Raw genomic sequence first — 18,642 nt, forward strand, 5'->3', positions numbered from 1 at the left:
CGTAATCGCCATCCAATTCTTAGTCATGAATCTGGAGAAGCGACTTCGGAGTCTCTTTTTCGTTTTTTTCACCCTTTTTCGATTTAACACATTGCGCTTTATAAATTGAGTTGTTCAGCAAGCCCTATATTAAGACAATAGATAAATTAAAAGGGCTCAAGCATACTCTACGCTTGAGCCCAACAAAGAGGTAAATGTGGCTCTAAATCAATCAATTGTCAAAATCCTAAATAGTCATATCACCCATGTCACCTTTCTCCCCCCCATGCACCGTTTCACAATCCCTACAGCCACAAGGCTTCCCAGCCTTTCCTTCTCCCTTACCCCAAATTCCCTGAGCAATTAAAGTCGTGATAGGAAACAGAGGAAAACCAGGGTCCAGGACGAGAAAATCGAGGAAAAAAAAGCAATTAAAGTCGTGCCAGGGATTGGGAAAAAGACAGGGGATAGGACGAAATCTAACCGGAGCAAAAGTCAGAGGAAATGATCGAGAGAAAACAGAAGAAAAACGCCGCCAGCCCTTGCCAGTCCTGCATTTCCCCTTTATTTCCGGAACGGGACATTACCCTTCCAATGCCTTTCCCCTAATCCCCACAAATGAAAAGAGCCGCAGGAAACACAGGAGTGAATAATCTGGATTTCGCTCGGCTCGTGACACGACATTTTAGGCTTTTTTTACATGCCTTAGTGCGTGATATTTGTAAAAAACTCTTCTAGTGCGGTGAATTTGTAAAAGTCTCGTATTGGTGGAGACGTGTAAAAGCTGATCGGTTTTACAGGCTTTAGTGCATAAAATATGTGAAAAACCTTTCTAGTGCGGGAACAAAGCTACTTGATCTACCAAAGCAATCTTATGAATCAAATTTACCCATACTCTGTCCCCTTACAAAAGGTTTGCCACATAACACGGTGATCTACAGGATAGTAACCAGAAAATCATCAGAAAACAGCAGAAAAAATGTAAAATATGTTTGATGCTGAGGGCAGAGAAATAGACAGGGGAAGATCAAAGTGGGAATGGTAATTGAGTAAGTAAACTGATTGGGGAAAGCATTCAAACAGCTTGAGATTAGTGATTGAGGATCGAATTGGGAATTGCCTGAGAAAAGCAAATGAGAGGCATTAATGGGGAAACCGTAGGCGTGACAAGGGGGTTTCGATTGGGTGAAGTATTGGATATGACCTCGCCGGAAAGAGACGATTGAGGTTAAATCAGGGCTTAAAGTTGCCGCGGTGAATGATTGAATTATAAGTCTGGGTGATCGATTGGGAAAACAAAAGCCGAGGAAAAACAGGAGTTATTTACCTGCATCTCGCTCAGCTCGTAACACGACTATTTAGGCTTTGATACGACTATTTAGGCTTTGATACGACTATTTAGGCTTTGAGATGACTTTGATTGCTATTTACATCAATTCTCACTAGCGACACACAGCACTCCACATGAACAGTATGCGGAAACATATCCACCGGCTGCACCTCAACCGTCCTATACCCGCCGTCCTCCAGCACCCGCAAGTCGCGGGCCAGCGTCGACGGGTTGCACGACACGTACACCACCCGCTCCGGCCGCATCGCCAGGATCGTCTCCAGCAGGGCCGCGTCGCAGCCCTTGCGCGGGGGATCGACGACGATGACGTCCGGGGCGATGCCCTGCTCGCACCAGGCCGGGATGACGACCTCGGCCGGGCCGGTCTCGAACTGAACGTTGCGGATGCCGTTCAGCGCTGCATTGGCGCGGGCATCGTCGATCGCTTCGGCGACGATCTCGACGCCGTAGACCTTCCTCGCCTGCTGGGCGAGGAATAAGGAGATCGTGCCGATGCCGCAGTAGGCATCGATCACGGTTTCTTCGCCGGTCAACGCGGCGAAGTCCAGTGCCTTCCGGTACAGCACCTCGGTCTGTACCGGATTCACTTGATAAAACGATCGTGCCGAGATCGCGAAACGAATGTCGCCGATCGTGTCGTAGATCACGTCGCGGCCCCACAGCACGAGCGTCCGCTCGCCGAAGATGACGTTCGTCTGCTGCGTGTTGATATTGTGACAGATGCTCGTCACACCCGGGACGGCTTCGCGGATGAGCCCCACCAGCTCGTCGCGATGCGGGATGGACTCACCGTTGGTGACCAGCACGACCATGATCTCGCCCGTGTGGAACCCGTAGCGGGCGACGACATGCCGCAGCAGGCCGCGGCCGGTCTCTTCATTGTACGCGCGGATGCCCAGCGAGCCTGCGGCCTGCTTGACGGCGCGGACGACGTCGTCATTCTGCTCGTGCTGGATCATACAGGCCTCCATGTCGATGATCCGGTGGCTGCCTTGGGCGTAGAAGCCCGCCACAAGACCACCCTCAATCTCAGGGCCGCCGTACCCGATCGGCACCTGGGCCTTGTTGCGGTAGCGCCACGGCTCGCTCATGCCGAGCGTCGGATGTACGACGATGCCGGCATGGCCGCGGGGCTGCCCTTCTGTTCCCGCATTCGCTCCGGCTTCCTCGACAGCTTCAGACCCTGCCACCGTCAGTTTCCCGATTCGCTCCAGGTTGTCGACGACAAGCTGCCGCTTCCAGCGGAGTTGGGCGTCGTAGCTCAGATGCTGCAGCTGGCAGCCACCGCATTGGCTGTAGATCGGGCAGGGCGCGTCCACGCGGTCGGGGCTGGCTTCGACGATGCCGAGCAGCTTGGCGTAGCCGTATTGCTTCTTCAGCTTCAGAACTTTGACCCGCACCTTCTCGCCCGGCAGCGCCCCCTGAACAAAAAGGGTATAGCCATTAACACGGCCTACCCCTTCTCCTTCATGTCCAAGGCCTACGATGTCGGCAATGTACTCTTCGTTCTTCACCACCGGCAGCTCGCGCAGCTCGGCCGATGCCGGTGCCGTGCGGCCGGATCGCGGTCCACCGGCTGGACGCCGCGTTTCTGGAGCGCCCGGCCCCGGCTCCATTCCCCGGCCTGCACCTGAGGCAGGAAACCCTTTAACTATTGCACCCTTCCCACCGTCCGGTTGTCGGCTTGCGCCGCCGCGGCGTTTGGGTTTATTCGTCTTCATGTTCGTTATCGTCTCCGGTCTTCGGTTTCCACAGATTCATCAGATTCAGCGGATTATTGTTCTTGTACGTCGTCTGCCCGGTCTCATCCACGAAAATGCGCAGATGCTGCGGCAGGTTGGTGAAGATGCACGGCAGCGTCCCGCCGAACTCCCCGTCGAGGTTCAGCTGGACATAGTCCGGCGAGGTAACCTGGATATGCTTCGTTTGCAGGTAAATGACATGCGGATCGTTCAAATGCTCGCCGCGCAGCGCCAGCGAGACGACGCGGATGAATTCCGCGAGGTTGCACTTGCGCAGGATGAGCACATCGAACAAGCCGTCGCTGAGCGACGCATCCGGCGCGAGGCGCTCGAAGCCGCCGACGGAGTTGCTGTTCGAGATGAGGAAGAGCATGACCTCTTCATGCAGCTCGACCTCCGGCGTCCGGATATAGACCTCGATCGGGCGGAGCCGCGGGAGCTTCTCCAGACCCTTCATATAATAGGCCATCTGGCCGATCATCGTTTTCAGCTTGCTGGGCACTTCATAGGTCAGCTCGGTCATCGAGCCGCCCCCGGCGATGTTGATGAAGTAGCGCTGATTCACCTTGCCCACGTCGATGGAGCGTGCATGCTGACGCAAAATAACGTCGACCGCGCCCTCCCAGTTGCGGGGGATGTTCAGCGCCCGGGCGAAATCATTCGTCGTCCCCAGCGGCAAAATACCGAGCGGCGGCCTGTTTTCTTTCTCGGCCATACCGTTGATAACCTCGTAGAGCGTACCGTCCCCGCCCGCGGCGATGATGAGATCGAAGCCCCGCTCCACCGCTTCGGCCGCAGCAAGCGTCGCATCGCCTTCACCTATGGTGGCATGCGTGCTTGTCTCCAGTCCGCCGCGTTCCAGACGCTGCAAAATCTCCGGTAGACGCTTCTTCATCTCTTCGCGTCCCGAAGTCGGATTATAGATCAACCTTGCCCGTTTGGCCCGTTCTGCCATGTCATCTCACCCGTCCACATCAATATAACGCCCCGTGGCGCCCCGACCCTAGACCCCTTTGTTGCTTTTCTTGCCCACGAACTGCCGACCCCCGAATAAAGCAGCCCGGACGCCCCTTGCTCTCGTCCTTTGCCCTTCATTAGGGCTGCTCGCCTCAAAGACTACTGGACTTCCCTTCAAGCTACCTGCCTGTCGCCAGCCGTCCATGTAGATTTCCCCCAACTGCGCGGCCCCAATCTATAGAAAGCCCGTACACCTCTCCGCTCCTCGTTCTGCCTAGCGGGTTGGCTCCTAGTTCCTGGTTCCTGGCGTCTAGACGCGGTATCGCTCTTGCTGCTACTTACTTAACCGATTTGATGCCGACTGCAACGCTCTCTGGCCGATAAACCTTACAAGCAGTATTTGCTGGGCTCCATGCAAAAGCACTTAACCAGGCTGCTTTCATAACAAGCCTGCCTGCCCCAGCTAAGCCTTATATCCGCATCGCTCCAGCATCCTGTTGACCTGACGTTCCATCCAGAGCGAGACGCCGGGATGAGGCAGCAGGGATTGTCCATTGTACCGGTATGCATAACCTGCGAAGCGCTCCGGGATCACCTGCCCGGTAAAATACCCCTCGCTCAGAAACAGCGGAGCGACTAGCACCGTACATCCCGGTAGACGGCGACTCCACAGCTTCAGCTTCCACTTTACCTGATCGGGCAGCAGCATGACGCCATCCGCTCCGGCGAAGCCGCCGAGCTCCTGAACACGGGCCGCCAGCTTCTCCAGCCCCTGCCGCCAGGCATGGTGAAAGCCCTTCTCGACGCTGCCGTGACCGACGAGCAGGACGATCTCTTCGCCCGGACGCTCGGACAGAGGACGAAGCTTCTCATACACGATCTCCGCGATCACCGAGTCATCGTCGATTGGCTCCGCCAGGTGGATTCTTGCGCTCAACCGGAACGGCTCCATTTCTGTCGGAAGCTGCGGGGACGGCTTCACGCCCAGCGCATAGCTGATCTCGTCCATATGCGTGCTGCCGGAGGAGACAAATAGCGGGATGACCACGATATCCGTCACGCCCTGGCCTTCCAGCTCATCGATGCCGTCCTGAATCAAGCGCCCCTCTACGATCTCCAGATAGGAAGAGATGACCGGGAGACCCGCCGGTACGCGCATCGCTTGGACGGCTTCATCCACGAGCCTCACCCACTTCTGGCTTCTGGAGCCATGGCTGATGATCAATATCCCGTATTTTACCACACCCTGTGCCCCCTCTCCAAAAACGAGCCCCGCTTCCGCTCATGAACAAGAAAAATCCCGCTCAGCCGCGACCGAGTAGGATTCGCTTGTTGCTATTGTCAGAGCCGGCCAAGCGGCCGGAAACGGCATATCTACGAGCCGAGGCCAGCTCACCCAGACGGGCGGCCCATGGACCCTGAGCCCCGTCTGTACAGACCGACGGAGACTCGTTGGCCTTACCGACTCCATTTGCCCAGCCGAACAATCTTGCCAAATACAGCCCGACTCAGGTTAAGCCGCTTCTGCCGGCCTTCAGCCATACACCCTGCCCAGGCTTCATGCAAACATGGCGAAGACTGGGAGTCGCTTAACGCCCGAGTCGCTCCAGCGTCATTTTATATCCGTCATTGCCATAGTTCAGGCAGCGCTTGACCCGCGAGATCGTCGCCGTGCTGGCGCCCGTCTCCGCTTCGATCTGGTTATATGTGTTGCCCTTGCGCAGCATGCGCGCTACCTCCAGCCGCTGGGATAGCGACTGAATCTCGTTCACGGTGCACAAATCGTCGAAGAACACATAACATTCCTCTATATCCTTGAGCGTCAATATCGCCTCAAACAGCTGGTCTATCGCTTTATCGTTCAACTTCTTCAATTGCATCAACGTTCAACCCCTCGATGATCTATCCAACCCTATCTTACTCTGAATCGGGTTCGGTTTACAATGGATTCACACATTGGACACTCAACCTATTCGACACGCGGGTACGAAATCCTTCCTTCACGTTTGTGAAACGTTACTCTTTTTATGCGGCAGTGCGCTAAATCATGTATAGGCCAAAATCTACAAAACCGTGACAGGAGTCCATACCATCCATTCGCCTAGCACATACAGTATACAAGGAAACCGATGATGGATGAAAGTCCCGCCGCAGCAGAGCTGCGAGATCACATGGATAAAGGAATGAATCACCATGACCTTCACGAAACAAACGATCGGCAATCGCGGCGCACATCCCCACACTTCAGCGCTGCCTTCGGCTGGCGCAAGAAGGCCGCATTACGGCGGCTATGGCGCCCGTCCGCCTGTGCAGACGCGCGCCCTGACGCCGAGCGGCTATGGAGACATAGGCGCGTTAGGCAATTATCCCGGCCTCGGCGCGGAGCTGCCTGTTCAGCAAGCCGCCTTCAATCCTCAGGTCCTCCCTCCCGCTCAGGGGGGCGGCGGAGCGCTCTCCGGCTTAGGCTCCTTGTTCGGAGGCGGAGGCAGTGCGGCAGGAGGCAGCGGCAGCAGCTTCAACATTCAGCAGGTCAAGCAGCTTGTCGACCGCTTGGGCGGCATTGACGGGATCGTGGATACCTTCGGCAAAATGCAAAAAATGGTTCAGAGCGTCCAGCAGATGGCTCCGATGATCAAGCTGCTAATGGGCTCCTTCGGCAAAGGAAGGAAAGCAGCAGCAGCCGAGGAAGAAATCGTGGAGGAGCGGCGTCCGCGCCGCAGACGCCGCCGCAGGCGCAAGAGCGGCGCCCGTAAAGCAAGAGCTCGGCGTTAGTGGCGACATAGACCGGCGGCCGTAGGTAACGGGGCATACGCCGTCCTCTGCTCCGCGGACGGCGGATTGCCCCCGGCGCGTCCGTAACTGCCGCATCCACAGACGGCTTACCCGTCTCCGCTCCCCCAAGTTCGCGCCCGGGGGCAGCTTGCCTTATCCTCGACTCGCCTTCGCCCTATAGGTCCGCGCCCAGGGCGGCTTACCTCGCCCCCGACTCGCCTCGGCTCATCCATACGCGAGACGTCTTTTCCGCCCGCCGTGATAGCGACACGCACGGGCGGCTTTCTCATGCCCACCATGCTCGCCCGATTCTGCAGCTGAGCGGCCTGCTCCGGCGCAGTCCCTGCACCGACGGCCAGCCTCTCCCTGACGCAAGCGGCAGGACGCAGCGGCCCAGCTTCTCTACGTCCAGTATAGTGATCTGAAAGTAATGTAATAATGGAGCAACATAGGAGCGGTGGCGGGGTTACGGTTAACGGACATGTTCTATCAGCTAGACGTGCCTCTTTATACGATTTTTCGAACAAAAATGGCTCATTTTCACACTAGGCGGGAATGTTTGTTCGATTTTTCATATAAAACGCAAGCTTCGAGCAACTATATGCGTCACTTTATTCGATTTTTCGTACAAAAACGGCTCATTTCACCTTGGGCGGGGATATACGTGCGATTTTTCGTATAAAACCGTTAGTGGTTGGGATGGACACGGATACGAATGTAAGGGACATATCGGACCGCTAGAGCGACAATTTCTCGGTTTTCCCGGCGTGTGAGACCGCTAAGAGTACGCCATGTCCGTTAGCCGATCCATGCAGGCATTGGGGACGAGTAACGTTACTTCGGGAGCGTTCTACTAGTGTGCCCCGCACCTCCGCTTGGCTCAACCCAAGCTGTACCCACCCTAGATAACCGCTCTCGACGGTTAAGCCGCCGCGGCAAGTTTTCTGCCGTCCTCCGGCCCACCGCCAACTGCCCACCGCCAACTGCCCACCGCCACCCCCCCGCCGCCTGCCCCTGCCCCTTTCCTCTATCTCTCTCTCCTCTTCCCCTCCCTCTCCATCATGCCCAACAAGCCATTACGAAGCCGCCCAGATACCTTCTCCGCCACTCCACCGACCTCCCGGCAACCTTCTATCCGCTGACGCTGAATAGAAATGAGCGAGACTGGACAAGCTCGGTAGAGCATCCGGCCTTTGTCGGTCCTTCAATGACGTTACTGTCCAGACATGCACTCCTTGCTTCCAGAAGCTTTTGTATATATCCCCATCGATATGCTATGATTAAGTTAGCTTGAAACATGTAGTTAATGACTTACATTATTAAAGAGAATAACGGTTAAGGATGTGGAGCCTTTATGCTGTTTACTTCTTATTCCATTAAAAACCTCACGTTGAAAAACCGGATCGTCATGTCCCCGATGTGCATGTATGCCTCGGAGGACAAAAGCGGACGGGTCCACGACTGGCACCGCGTGCACTATCCGTCGCGCGCTACAGGCCAAGTCGGCTTGATCATCGTCGAGGCGACCGCGGTAACGGCTCAGGGCCGGATCTCCGACCAGGACCTGGGCATCTGGAGCGATGACCATATCGCCGGCTTGAAGGAGCTGACCGGACTCGTGCACGGCCAAGGCTCCCATATCGGCATCCAGCTGGCCCATGCCGGGCGCAAGGCCCAGGTGGACGGTCCGATCGTAGCGCCGTCGGCGATCGCCTTCGATGAGAAGAGCCGGACGCCTGAAGCTCTGACCCTGCAGCAGATTCAGGAAGAGATCGACGCCTTCGCCGCCGGCGCGCGCCGGGCTCGGGAAGCGGGATTCGATGTGATCGAGGTGCATGCCGCTCACGGGTACCTGATCAATGAATTTTTGTCGCCGCTCTCGAACAAGCGCGACGATGCCTACGGCGGTGACCGTGACCGCCGCTATCAATTCCTTCATGACGTGGTGGAGGCGGTGAAGCGCGAATGGGACGGACCGCTGTTCGTCCGCGTCTCCGCCCATGACTATCATCCCGAAGGGTTGACCCCGGATGATTACGTCGACTATGCCCGGAGGCTGAAGGCGCAGGGCGTCGACCTGATCGACGTCAGCTCCGGGGCTGTCGTTCCTGCCGTTCCGCCGAATATCGGTCCGGGCTATCAGGTGCCGTTTGCGCACCAGCTGCGCAATGAAGCCGGTATCGCGACCGGCGCGGTCGGCCTCATCACCGAAGGACGGCAGGCCGAGGATATTCTTCAGGCCGGCAGTGCCGACCTGATCTTCCTCGGCCGCGAGCTATTGCGCGATCCTTACTGGCCGCGTACCGCAGCCAAGCAGCTCGACGTCAAGCTCGAAGCGCCCAAGCCCTATTTGCGCGGCTGGTAATTCGCCCGGCGTACATGAAGAAGCCGCCGTATCTCCCCTTTGTCCGGGGCGGATACAGCGGCTTTTTCCTTCTTTAGCACAGCGGCAGCCGCAGCTCGAACCGGGTGCCCACACCTTTCGTACTCGTCACGTCGATCCTGCCCTTCATCGCCCGGACGATGCTGAAGGCGACCATGGTCCCAAGCCCCGTGCCCTTGGTCTTCGTGGTGTAATAGGGCGTTCCCAGATTCCTTACCTCTTCCGGCGACATCCCGCTGCCGCTATCCTGAATGATAACAGACACCCGCCCCGGCTCGTAGACGGCCCTGATCTCGAGGCTGCCGCCTCCCGGCATCGCTTCGATTCCGTTTTTCAGCAGATTGATCAGACACTGGCGAAATTTCTGGCGGTCCCCGAGCACCTCTCCGTCGCCCTCATGCTGCAGCCGGATCTCTACCTTCCCCAGCAGCGCATAAGATTCCATGACACCGGCGGCATAGCCAAGCTCATCCGCGATCCGCAGCCGGGTTATTCGCTCCGCTTCAGGCTTCGCATAAGCCAGGAAATCGTTGATGATATGCTCGGCCCGGGCCATTTCCTCAAGAGCAAGCCGCAAATACCGGGAATCCGGCTCCTGATCGGCACGCTGCTCGAGCAGCAGCTGCATGAAGCCGCGGGACACCGTCAACGGATTGCGCACCTCATGAGATACGCTGGCCGCCAGGTCACTGATCACGCGAAGCTTCTCCAGCTGAGCCAGTTCCTCCCGCAGCTCGAATTGCCGTCTCATCGCTTCGATGAAGGCCGCAACCATGCCCGCACTTACCCCTTGAATGATCAAGCTCAGAAGCAGACAGACCCTAAGCCCGGGATGAGCCGACTTCGGAGCCGTGTGGAAGTAGCCATACAAGGAAACCAGGATAGACAAGGTCGAGAAGCCCACTACCACGGCGACTCTGGACCGGGAGGACAACCGGGGGAAGTGCGGGATGCCGTACTGAAGCAGCGCCGACACGCCCAGAATCTCCAGCCAGGAGTAACCATCGGAAGCCTGGCCCCATATAAGATGCAGCAGGATCATCATCACAGTCAGTACGATCGACACCAGATGACCGCCGTAGAGAGAAACGATGATCAGAATGCTGTATTGCAGATTGAAGGTAAAGCCGTCCGTCAGGGGAATCGGAAACCATTCGCACAACAGAAGCGAAACCGAGCCAAGCAGCGCACAGACCACCATCCCCCTCTTACCCCTGCGAGGGTCTGCTCCAAGCACGTACAAACCGATGACCGGAAAAATTAAAAACAGCAAATTGCTTAGTAAGGTTGTCAGCATGAATGACATGCACCCTTTCAGACGAACGATCGATGTGACATTTCATCACCTAACGTTCGACATTCGGGGATACATTTCCTGCCAATAACCTGCTCATTCCTGCCCGATTCTACAAAAAAAAAACCGGCTGCGCTAGTTATCCAACGCAGTCCGGTTTGATAATAGATATGTTTGCCCGTCGCTACGCGTCCTGGCTTCGGGTTATCTAGCCCTTGCCTTTGATCGTTTCAAGCGGCTTGTGATTGCCGTACTTCGGATATTCGCGGGTCGACGGCTTCGCCCAGAACACCGCATTGCGAATAACGCGGCGGATTTGCTCGTTGTAATAGGTCGGATACGTTTCGTGTCCGGGACGGAAGTAGAAGATTTTGCCCTGTCCCCGGCTGAAGGTGCAGCCGCTGCGGAAAACTTCGCCACCTTCGAACCAGCTGACCATGATCAGCTCGTCCGGAGCCGGGATGTCGAAGTGCTCGCCGTACATCTCCTCTTCCTCCAGGTCGATATACTCTCCGATCCCTTCCACGATCGGATGATTCGGAGCGACAACCCAGATGCGCTCCTTCTCGTCCGCCTCGCGCCATTTCAGATCGCAGCCGGTACCCATGAGCTTCTTGAACACCTTGGAGAAGTGGCCGGAGTGCAGCACGATCAGGCCCATGCCCTTCAATACCCGCTGATGAACGCGATCCACGATCGGATCCTGTACGTCGCCATGCGCCTTATGTCCCCACCAGATCAGAACATCGGTATTGTTCAGCACCTCTTCGCTAAGTCCATGCTCAGGGTCATCCAGCGTGGCATAGGTAACCTGTACCCCTTCGCCCAGACCTTCGCCGATAGCGGTATGGATGCCGCTGGGATAGACGGAACGAATGTGTTCGTTTTCTTTTTCATGACGAAATTCATTCCACACAGTTACGCGTACTTGTTGGCTCATTGCCATATCCCTCCATGATTTCGTACTTGTTACTCTCAGTATAGTGATTCAAGAGGCGAAAAGATATGCTAAATTGTGCCCGTTCTATATGCAAAACTGCTTTCCGGCCGAATGACGTGATATACTACAAGGGATAAAACCGCTAACTCGCGGTCCCTTGTCTCCTGTTGATGAAGAGTCAGAAAAGCGAGGTAGCCGTCGCCATGAACCCACTGCCCCCCGGACAACCGGATGTCGAAATTGAAGATGTAGTCTACCAGAACCCTTTGCTGTTCTTGAAAATATGGGAAATCCGCTCGGACCCCCCTCCCGGCGCCGAATCGTCCGGAGGAACGCCTGAAGCGCCCTCTGCCGAGTCGTCTGCCGCCGCTTCGACAGAGGCCGCATCGAAGAAGGCTGCCCCATGGCTGTGGCATTTTCACAAAGAAGTGGAATTCCTTCTCATCACGGACGGACGACTCGGCGTACAAACCAAGTATGAGCATACCATACTCGGTCCCGGCGATGTCATGGTGCTCGGTTCATCGCAGCTCCATCGCACTCACTCCGCCAGTCCGGGCGAGCTCTTGCGGTACATCGTCTTTCAGGTCGATCTGTCCCGGCATTTCGACCAGAGCACCCTGCCGTACTTGAACTCGTTCTCTGAGTTGACTGAGCCTTTAAGCAAGCTTAACTATATGTTCGCCGAGCAGCCGCTTGTGAAGGAGGCAGCCGGCTCTCTGATCATGACCATCTATCGCGAGGCCCAAGAACGCCGGCTCGGCTATGAGCTGGCCGTCAGCGCCGGGATCAGACAGCTGCTGCTGCTTCTGCTGCGCTCCGACACGCGGGGCCTGCTTGATGCAGTCGAGGACGCGGACCTTACCCGCCTGCGTCCGGCGCTGGATTATGTGGACCGCCATCTGAGCGAGAAAATAACGGTCGAGGACGTATGCCAGCTGCTTCATCTCAGCTACCATTACTTTATTAAGCTGTTCCGCCGGGTGATCGGTCTCTCGTTCATCGACTATGTCAATTACAAGCGGGTCAAGGCCGCCGAGCGGCTGCTGCTGACGCAAAATCTCAGCATCACGGAAGTCGGCGACTGTGTCGGCATCCCGAACATGGCCCAGTTCTATAAGCTGTTCAAGCGTCACAACCACTGCTCCCCCAAGGTGTTCAAGCAGCGCATGCAGGGCGTTCATACCTTGATGGAGAGCGCCCGATAAGGATAGCTGCTTCTAAGCAAAACAATGCCGCCCGATCCCTGGAGGACGAGCGGCGTTTGTTTGCTTTGCTTACCTGGCAGATGGTTCATGCTGCACGCCGCGCTCACGCAGGCGGCCCCCGGCAGCTGTAGCCGGCCGGTTTAGAAAATGCGCGTCTTCCAGCCCATCAGCTTGGCCAGCGCTTCTACGTAATAGTAATCGCCGTAGATCAGCGATACATTCACATTCTGACCCGCAGGCTTGTGCCCGGTGCCTTCGAGCAGGATCGCCTCATGCACGGGAAGGTCCCATGTGGCGTAGCTGCGCGTCAGCGACAGCAGGATGCGCCGGGCCGCCTGGGCATAAAGCTGGCCCTCCGCCCCCGGCAGCGCCTCCGCCAGCTCCAGCAAGCCGGATGCGGCGCAGGACGCCGCCGAGGTGTCGCGCGGCTCGCCCTCCAGTCCGCCCTCTGGGCGGAAATCCCAGTGAGGCACCGCATCCTCCGGCAGGCACGCCAGAAAATAATGCGCCACCCGCTGGGCCGCATGCAGATACTGCACATCCCCTGTATAGCGATACGTGTTGGCCATACCGTGCAGCGCCCAAGCCGCGCCCCGGCTCCAGGCCGAGTCAGGACCGGCGCCCTGCCCGCCCAGCGACTCGATAAGCTCCCCGGTCTGCGGATCGAAGCTCAGAATATGGTTGACCGAGCCGTCCTCGCGGATAAACTTGCCGGCGACCGTGTCCGCATGCGCCCGGCCGATATGGTCGAACCGGGGATCGCCGATCTCCTCGGCTGCCCAGAACAGCAGGGACAGGTTCATGGACGAGTCGACGATCGACCAGCCGGTTTTTTCCTGATTCCACGCCCGGAGGAACGAGCCCTTCAAATTAAAGCGTCCCGCCAGGAAATTCGCAGCCTGCAGGCCGCGGCGTCTAGCATCCGCATCCTGCGTCAGCTTGTATTTGATCACAGCCGTAGGAAGGAACTGGAAGCCGACATCATGGTGGAAGTTATTGTCCATCCCCATCTTCTGCTCCAGCTTCTCGTCCCAGCCCCAGGCTGCGTCCTTATACCGCGCTTCCCCCGTCATCTCATGCATGATCCACAGAATGCCCGGCCAGAAGCCGGAGGTCCACCAGTCGAGTCTCATATCGTCGTAAATCCCGTCGTCCTTGGCCACATGCGGCGACTTGTCCCCCAGCTGGACGATCATCCGGTCTACCTTCTCCCTCAGTGCCGTCCATACCTCCGGTAAAATGTCCTCTAACCGGTCCGCCTGCTTCCATCTCTCTGTATACGTAATCCCGTTCATATCCCTGCGCCTCCCATAATCGGTTTAGTTGGCCGTAATTGTCACCCACGCCGTAGCCATTCCTTCGCAAGCCGCGCTGACAACGGATACCCGGGGAGCCGGGGCTGTACCGCCCTCTTCTGCAGCGCCATCCAGCCCGAGACCCGCCTGCCGGCCCGCTTCGCTCCCTTCCGTACGCAGCGGAGTCAGCGACGACGCCGGTCCGCCGGCGGTTACGAAATCCCGTACCGTTATCCCGGCAGGCAGTCCGCCCCGCGGGTTCACATAGATGCCCGCCCGGCCGCCCGCAAGCTGCACCAGCCTGGAGCCGCGGATCGTGCCAAGGTTGTCGAGCAGGCGGCCGTCGCCGGCAAGCCCGAAGCGCACGAATCGCGCCGCGTCGGGGCAGAACACGCCGTGCGCGTCTACCGCCCGCGCTTCCACATAGACCCGGCCGTCTGACTGGGGCTCGGCCGTCATTTGCAGCGCTGCAGGCTCGCCCCAGACTTGCGTCTGATACACGAAGCTCAGCTCGTCGCTGACTGTGACGCCGTCCTTCACGGCTACGGCGCGCACCTGATGCTCGCCGGCCGTCAGCAGCGTGTCCCAGCGCAGGCCCGCCGCCGGGAAGTTCTGCGAATCCCGCTTGCGGACGCCCAGGCTTTCCCCATTTAGAAACAGCTCGACCTCATCCGCGTTGGAGTATACCTTGATCTGCTTCAGCTCATCGGCTCCGCCCCAGCGTACCGGCATCGAATGTCCGTAGATGCGCACCATCGGCTTGCTCGCCCAGTACGACTGGAACACATAGTACGCTTCCTTCGGCGTCAGATCCCGCTCCACGATGCCCTTCATGTTCAGGTACGGGATCGGCGAATCCGGCCGCACCGGCGTGGCAAAGTCCTTGAACGCCCACTGCGCAGCGCCCGTCAGCCAGTCCATCTGCTCCTGCGACTTCAAGTACCAGTCGATCATTTCGCAGAAGTACGTCTCCGACCAGTCGCCGTCACGCGACATGCGAGCCTCGCCGCCCGTCAGCAAATAATCCCCGTCCCGCTCATCCGTCTCCTCCCCGCTGCTTTGGATGAATTCAAACCCGGTGAACGTCTTCTCCACATGACGGGTCGCCAGATTATCCGCGCCCCATTCCATATGGAAGAACGAGTCGACGTTCTCGAAGGCCGTCCGGCTGCTTGATTCATAATCCGTATAGACGCCCCGGTACCAGCCCGCCCAGATGGATGGCGAATACACATCGATAATGTCCTTGCAGAACTCGCAGCGGCGGATGGCAGTCAGTCGGCTCGGATCAAGCCGGTGCGACAGCTCGTGGAGCTCCTTCATGAACGCACGGATCTCTTCCTGATCGAAGTAGTCGAAGTCGCACTCCCAGTCGTTCTCATTGCCGAGTCCCCATAAAATGACCGACGGGTGATTATAATGCTGGCTGATCATCGCGGTCAGCATATCCTTGCATTGCTGCCGGTAATCCGGTCCGCCTAGGCCGCCCCGGCACCAAGGGATTTCCTCCCACACGAGAATCCCGAGCTCGTCGCACAGGTCCAGCACGATCCGGGATTGCTGGTAATGGCCGAGGCGAATAAAGTTCGCGCCCATCTCCTTGATGAGCCGCATTTCCTCGCGGATCTGCTCCTCCGTCATCGCCGCTCCTACCGCCGCATGGTCCTCATGCCGGTGCGTGCCGCGCAGCAGCAGCCTCTCGCCGTTCAGCTTGAACGGACCTTGCTTGACGAACTCGAAGGTGCGCACGCCGAAGCGTTCCACCGTTTCCATCGTGCCATCCTCCACCTGCAGCGTCACCGAGCACGTATACAGGTAAGGGTCGTCCGGGGACCAGAGCTGCGGCTGCTCGATGACCAGCGCAGCTATCTCGCGCTGCCCTTCCCATACCTCGCAGGTGTTCTCTGCTATCCCGATGCGTCGCCCTTCCCGATCCTTCAGCAGGATCGTCAGCTTCGCCTCGCCGCTGACCCCCTCGGGGTTATACAGACTCGCCTTGATCCTGACAATGCAGCGGCCGCTTCCGGCCTCTGCCGGTCCGGTTAGACCGTTCACATCGGTCTCCACATGGACCTCAGCCAGCGAAATCTGCGGGACGTATCGCAGGTTCAAGTACCGGTATATGCCCCCGTACAGATTGAAATCGCTTGCATCCGAAGGGATCGTCTCAAGCTCCCGGCTGTTATCGCAAGCTACTGCGACCGGCACCCGTCCTGCATAGCGCTCGATCCCCTTGGCTTGGAGGGCCGCCTCCGTGATATCTACCGTGAATTCGTCGTAGCCGCCGAGATGCGAGCCGACCTTCTCCGTGTAGACATACACATCGGTGCGCTGACCAGCTCCCTCGAAATGCAGCAGCGTCCGTCCCTTCGGAAACGGATTATCCACCTCCAGCCGGCTTCGGTACCAGCCCGGTCCCTGATAGTATTTCCCGTCCGGGTCCATCACGTCGAGGCCGTTATACGTATGCGGCAGCGTTATCGGCTCCCAGGGCACGTTATAGTGATTCTGCAATTTATCGGCACGCCAAACCTCCCAGATCCCTCCGAGACTTCCGCGATAATGCTCCCAGCCTTCGTTCAATCTCCGCTCTGTCATCGCTGTATTCCTCCTTCGTCTTTCGTACACCCTATCTTCATCCTAGCAAAAAAAACGCTCAAATAGTTTAGCCAGCTTATGATAAAATGTTGTTATATTACGATGGAGGCAACCTCTGATGAAGACGATGAATTATATGAATCTGAACTTGCATCCGGTTCAGCTTTCTTTTTTCAAGGACCGCACGTTTGAGTTTCAGGAAATCTACCACGCCCACCAGGGCATGGAGCTGCTGATCATTCACGAAGGCAAGGGTACCGTCGTAATGGAACAACAACTTATCGAGGTATCTCCCGGTACGATTCTTTGCTTCCGCCCCTTCCAGCTGCATCGTATCCGTATCCATGACCTGCCGCAACAGCGGTACGTGCGGTCGATGTTTGTCTTCGAGCCGGTCGTGCTTGAGCAGTCGCTGGGTCCGTTTCCCGGCTTAAGCGATTTTTTTCGCTCGCTGTGGAAAGACCCGCAGGCATGGCAGTCCTTTCAGATCCCGGACATCCCTGCTCTGGAGGAGTTGCTTCGGGATTATGCCGGCCGGCTGCAGGCCGCCTCGGCTAAGCATGCCGAGCATCTGCTGGAGGAGCAGCTCTTGTTTCTAACCGCCTTTCTACATCGCTTGAAATCTCATGCCCAAGCGGCTTCCGGACTTGCCGGGGATCGCAAGCAAGCGCGGCTCTCCGGCGCAGGCCGTCAAGGACTGTCTACAGCGGAACAGATCATGAGCTGGGTGGAAGCCCATTATACGGAGCCCTTCGAGCTGGACCGGCTTGCCCAGGACATCCATCTGTCGCCGAATCACGTCTCGGCGCTGTTCCGCCAGAGCGTAGGAAGCACGATTACCGAATACGTAACGGCCCGTCGCATCCGTCAGGCCTGCTGGCTGTTGCGGACAACGGACCTCAGCGTCCAGGAGATCGGAGGCCAGATCGGGCTGGGCAACTTCTCATACTTTTGCCAGCTGTTCAAGAAGCATGTCGGTCTGACCCCCAACAAGTTCAGACAGACGTCGGGCTCCCGGGTTTGATCCCCGCTTCGTCCCCCTCTTCCCTGATAGCTTGAAGAAAAGCCGTACCGACGGGACTTATCCTGTCGATACGGCTTTATCGCTTTGGGGCCCGCACCCAAGCCTCCGCCAGCTCGGGCCTTATCTCGTTCTTATCATCCTTGACGGTCATCTTCCCCTCCCGTACGACGACCCCTCTCCAGCTGCCTTTGTTTCACCCCGAATGGCCTCGGGTAAAAGTAGACAAGCAAGTCAATAACCAAAACAAGGAGCGTGAAAGACATGATAGGCCTGCTAATTACACTGATTATGGCAGTCGTAATTGGAGCTATCGGATCGGCTCTCGCACCTGGCGCCATGCCCGGAGGAATCATCGGCTCGATGATTGCCGGTTTCGTTGGAGCCTGGATTGGCGCTTGGCTATTCGGTCAGCTTGGAATCGGCGACCTTGGACTTGTCATCGGAGGCTTTGCCGTCATTCCTGCGATAATCGGTGCTGCACTGTTCGTTTTCTTGCTCGGACTGGTCGCTCGCGGCTTCGGTCGCAACGCAGCTTAACGGCTGCCGGATGATTTCCTAGACGTAGACGGATATGCATATATTCTAAATCAAGAGGAGCTGAGAGATATGAGTTCAGTAGAAACAAAGCGCGGCGGAATGTTTATGAGTACGGTAGTAGCAGGTCTTGCGGGAGCGGCGATTGCGCTGCTGACTGCCCCTAAGACGGGTCGCGAGCTGAGAAGCGATCTGAAGGACCGCTTCCAGACGCTTCAATCCAAGGGAGCCGATCTGGTCGAATCATGCAAGACCAAAGCGGCCGAAACGGTTCAGATCGTGAAGGAGCACAGCAGCACCTTGGCGGATAAAGCTCAGGACATGACGGAGCGGATTGCCGATTCGGCGCAGAACGCGGCGGATAAAGCAAAGGAAATGACCGAGCGTGCAGCTGACAAAGCCCATGAAATGACGAATAAAGCTTCGGATAAAGCTCATGAAGCTACGGACAAAGCTGTATCCATGGCTCATAAGGCCGCAGATCAAGCTTCCAGCAATGCTAACCGTATGGCGGAGCATGCCCGCTCGTAAGTACGAATCCGTTGCTGACAAAAAACCTCCCTCG

General features: G+C 57.4%; 14 protein-coding genes. 6 read left to right on the forward strand and 8 right to left on the reverse strand.

Features of this window, described 5'->3' with window-relative positions; translation table 11 throughout:
* Positions 1 to 1,377: 1,377 nt before the first annotated feature.
* From rlmD to GSF01_RS27545, 4 genes are all read right to left on the reverse strand, one after another.
* Complete coding sequence (gene rlmD / locus GSF01_RS27530; RefSeq protein WP_407945808.1) at positions 1,378 to 3,051, reverse strand: 23S rRNA (uracil(1939)-C(5))-methyltransferase RlmD; 1,674 nt, start codon at positions 3,049 to 3,051, stop codon at positions 1,378 to 1,380.
* Positions 3,038 to 4,027: a diacylglycerol kinase gene (locus GSF01_RS27535; RefSeq protein WP_159888466.1), complete on the reverse strand. Its 990-nt coding sequence runs from the start codon at positions 4,025 to 4,027 to the stop codon at positions 3,038 to 3,040. Before GSF01_RS27535 ends, rlmD begins: the two co-directional genes overlap by 14 nt.
* A gap of 465 nt (positions 4,028 to 4,492) precedes the next feature.
* The gene (locus tag GSF01_RS27540) at positions 4,493 to 5,272 is read right to left on the reverse strand and encodes a sirohydrochlorin chelatase (protein ID WP_159888467.1); all 780 of its coding nucleotides are present in this window, start codon (positions 5,270 to 5,272) and stop codon (positions 4,493 to 4,495) included.
* Positions 5,273 to 5,618: 346 nt separating this feature from the next.
* On the reverse strand, positions 5,619 to 5,909 hold the full coding sequence (locus tag GSF01_RS27545) for a YerC/YecD family TrpR-related protein (RefSeq protein ID WP_010494821.1): 291 nt from the start codon (positions 5,907 to 5,909) through the stop codon (positions 5,619 to 5,621).
* A 313-nt stretch (positions 5,910 to 6,222) separates the two neighbouring features.
* On the opposite strand from GSF01_RS27545, the gene GSF01_RS27550 reads away from it, so the two are divergent.
* Both GSF01_RS27550 and namA read left to right on the forward strand, forming a co-directional pair.
* Positions 6,223 to 6,801: a hypothetical protein gene (locus GSF01_RS27550; protein ID WP_159888468.1), complete on the forward strand. Its 579-nt coding sequence runs from the start codon at positions 6,223 to 6,225 to the stop codon at positions 6,799 to 6,801.
* A 1,354-nt stretch (positions 6,802 to 8,155) separates the two neighbouring features.
* Positions 8,156 to 9,166 (forward strand): NADPH dehydrogenase NamA, encoded by a 1,011-nt coding sequence (namA, locus tag GSF01_RS27555; RefSeq protein WP_159888469.1) that lies wholly within the window; start codon positions 8,156 to 8,158, stop codon positions 9,164 to 9,166.
* A gap of 73 nt (positions 9,167 to 9,239) precedes the next feature.
* Here namA and GSF01_RS27560 read toward each other — a convergent pair whose 3' ends face one another.
* Together GSF01_RS27560 and GSF01_RS27565 are read right to left on the reverse strand one after the other, a co-directional pair.
* Complete coding sequence (locus GSF01_RS27560; protein WP_159888470.1) at positions 9,240 to 10,481, reverse strand: ATP-binding protein; 1,242 nt, start codon at positions 10,479 to 10,481, stop codon at positions 9,240 to 9,242.
* A 205-nt stretch (positions 10,482 to 10,686) separates the two neighbouring features.
* Entirely contained in the window at positions 10,687 to 11,418 is a 732-nt protein-coding gene (locus tag GSF01_RS27565; protein ID WP_201305498.1) for a ThuA domain-containing protein, read from the reverse strand.
* A gap of 203 nt (positions 11,419 to 11,621) precedes the next feature.
* Here GSF01_RS27565 and GSF01_RS27570 point away from each other — a divergent pair, with 203 nt between their 5' ends.
* Positions 11,622 to 12,626: a helix-turn-helix domain-containing protein gene (locus GSF01_RS27570; protein ID WP_159888472.1), complete on the forward strand. Its 1,005-nt coding sequence runs from the start codon at positions 11,622 to 11,624 to the stop codon at positions 12,624 to 12,626.
* A 140-nt stretch (positions 12,627 to 12,766) separates the two neighbouring features.
* Here the strand turns inward: GSF01_RS27570 and GSF01_RS27575 are convergent, their stop codons facing one another.
* Both GSF01_RS27575 and GSF01_RS27580 read right to left on the reverse strand, forming a co-directional pair.
* The gene (locus tag GSF01_RS27575; protein WP_159888473.1) at positions 12,767 to 13,921 is read right to left on the reverse strand and encodes a glycoside hydrolase family 88 protein; all 1,155 of its coding nucleotides are present in this window, start codon (positions 13,919 to 13,921) and stop codon (positions 12,767 to 12,769) included.
* A gap of 24 nt (positions 13,922 to 13,945) precedes the next feature.
* Positions 13,946 to 16,519 carry a glycoside hydrolase family 2 TIM barrel-domain containing protein gene (locus GSF01_RS27580; protein WP_159888474.1) on the reverse strand — a complete coding sequence of 858 codons (2,574 nt, stop codon included), beginning with the start codon at positions 16,517 to 16,519 and terminating at the stop codon, positions 13,946 to 13,948.
* Positions 16,520 to 16,637: 118 nt separating this feature from the next.
* Here GSF01_RS27580 and GSF01_RS27585 point away from each other — a divergent pair, with 118 nt between their 5' ends.
* The 3 genes from GSF01_RS27585 (at position 16,638) to GSF01_RS27595 (ending at position 18,608) form a co-directional block, all read left to right on the forward strand.
* Positions 16,638 to 17,543, forward strand: a complete 906-nt coding sequence (locus GSF01_RS27585; RefSeq protein ID WP_159888475.1) for an AraC family transcriptional regulator — start codon at positions 16,638 to 16,640, stop codon at positions 17,541 to 17,543.
* 261 nt (positions 17,544 to 17,804) lie between these two features.
* Positions 17,805 to 18,080 (forward strand): GlsB/YeaQ/YmgE family stress response membrane protein, encoded by a 276-nt coding sequence (locus tag GSF01_RS27590; RefSeq protein WP_159888476.1) that lies wholly within the window; start codon positions 17,805 to 17,807, stop codon positions 18,078 to 18,080.
* A gap of 69 nt (positions 18,081 to 18,149) precedes the next feature.
* On the forward strand, positions 18,150 to 18,608 hold the full coding sequence (locus GSF01_RS27595; protein ID WP_159888477.1) for a YtxH domain-containing protein: 459 nt from the start codon (positions 18,150 to 18,152) through the stop codon (positions 18,606 to 18,608).
* The last annotated feature ends 34 nt before the right edge of the window (positions 18,609 to 18,642 follow it).

The sequence above is a fragment of the Paenibacillus puerhi genome, from assembly GCF_009846885.1.
GTDB classification, from domain to species: Bacteria; Bacillota; Bacilli; order Paenibacillales; family NBRC-103111; genus Paenibacillus_G; species Paenibacillus_G puerhi.

Bases quoted from the DNA above. Each gene is read 5' to 3' on its own strand.
- rlmD (WP_407945808.1), bottom strand. From the start codon at position 3,051: ATGAAGACGAATAAACCCAAACGCCGCGGCGGCGCAAGCCGACAACCG.
- GSF01_RS27570 (WP_159888472.1), top strand. From the start codon at position 11,622: ATGAACCCACTGCCCCCCGGACAACCGGATGTCGAAATTGAAGATGTA.
- GSF01_RS27545 (WP_010494821.1), bottom strand. From the start codon at position 5,909: ATGCAATTGAAGAAGTTGAACGATAAAGCGATAGACCAGCTGTTTGAG.
- namA (WP_159888469.1), top strand. From the start codon at position 8,156: ATGCTGTTTACTTCTTATTCCATTAAAAACCTCACGTTGAAAAACCGG.
- GSF01_RS27595 (WP_159888477.1), top strand. From the start codon at position 18,150: ATGAGTTCAGTAGAAACAAAGCGCGGCGGAATGTTTATGAGTACGGTA.
- GSF01_RS27550 (WP_159888468.1), top strand. From the start codon at position 6,223: ATGACCTTCACGAAACAAACGATCGGCAATCGCGGCGCACATCCCCAC.
- GSF01_RS27575 (WP_159888473.1), bottom strand. From the start codon at position 13,921: ATGAACGGGATTACGTATACAGAGAGATGGAAGCAGGCGGACCGGTTA.
- GSF01_RS27580 (WP_159888474.1), bottom strand. From the start codon at position 16,519: ATGACAGAGCGGAGATTGAACGAAGGCTGGGAGCATTATCGCGGAAGT.
- GSF01_RS27565 (WP_201305498.1), bottom strand. From the start codon at position 11,418: ATGAGCCAACAAGTACGCGTAACTGTGTGGAATGAATTTCGTCATGAA.
- GSF01_RS27585 (WP_159888475.1), top strand. From the start codon at position 16,638: ATGAAGACGATGAATTATATGAATCTGAACTTGCATCCGGTTCAGCTT.
- GSF01_RS27535 (WP_159888466.1), bottom strand. From the start codon at position 4,027: ATGGCAGAACGGGCCAAACGGGCAAGGTTGATCTATAATCCGACTTCG.
- GSF01_RS27560 (WP_159888470.1), bottom strand. From the start codon at position 10,481: ATGCTGACAACCTTACTAAGCAATTTGCTGTTTTTAATTTTTCCGGTC.
- GSF01_RS27590 (WP_159888476.1), top strand. From the start codon at position 17,805: ATGATAGGCCTGCTAATTACACTGATTATGGCAGTCGTAATTGGAGCT.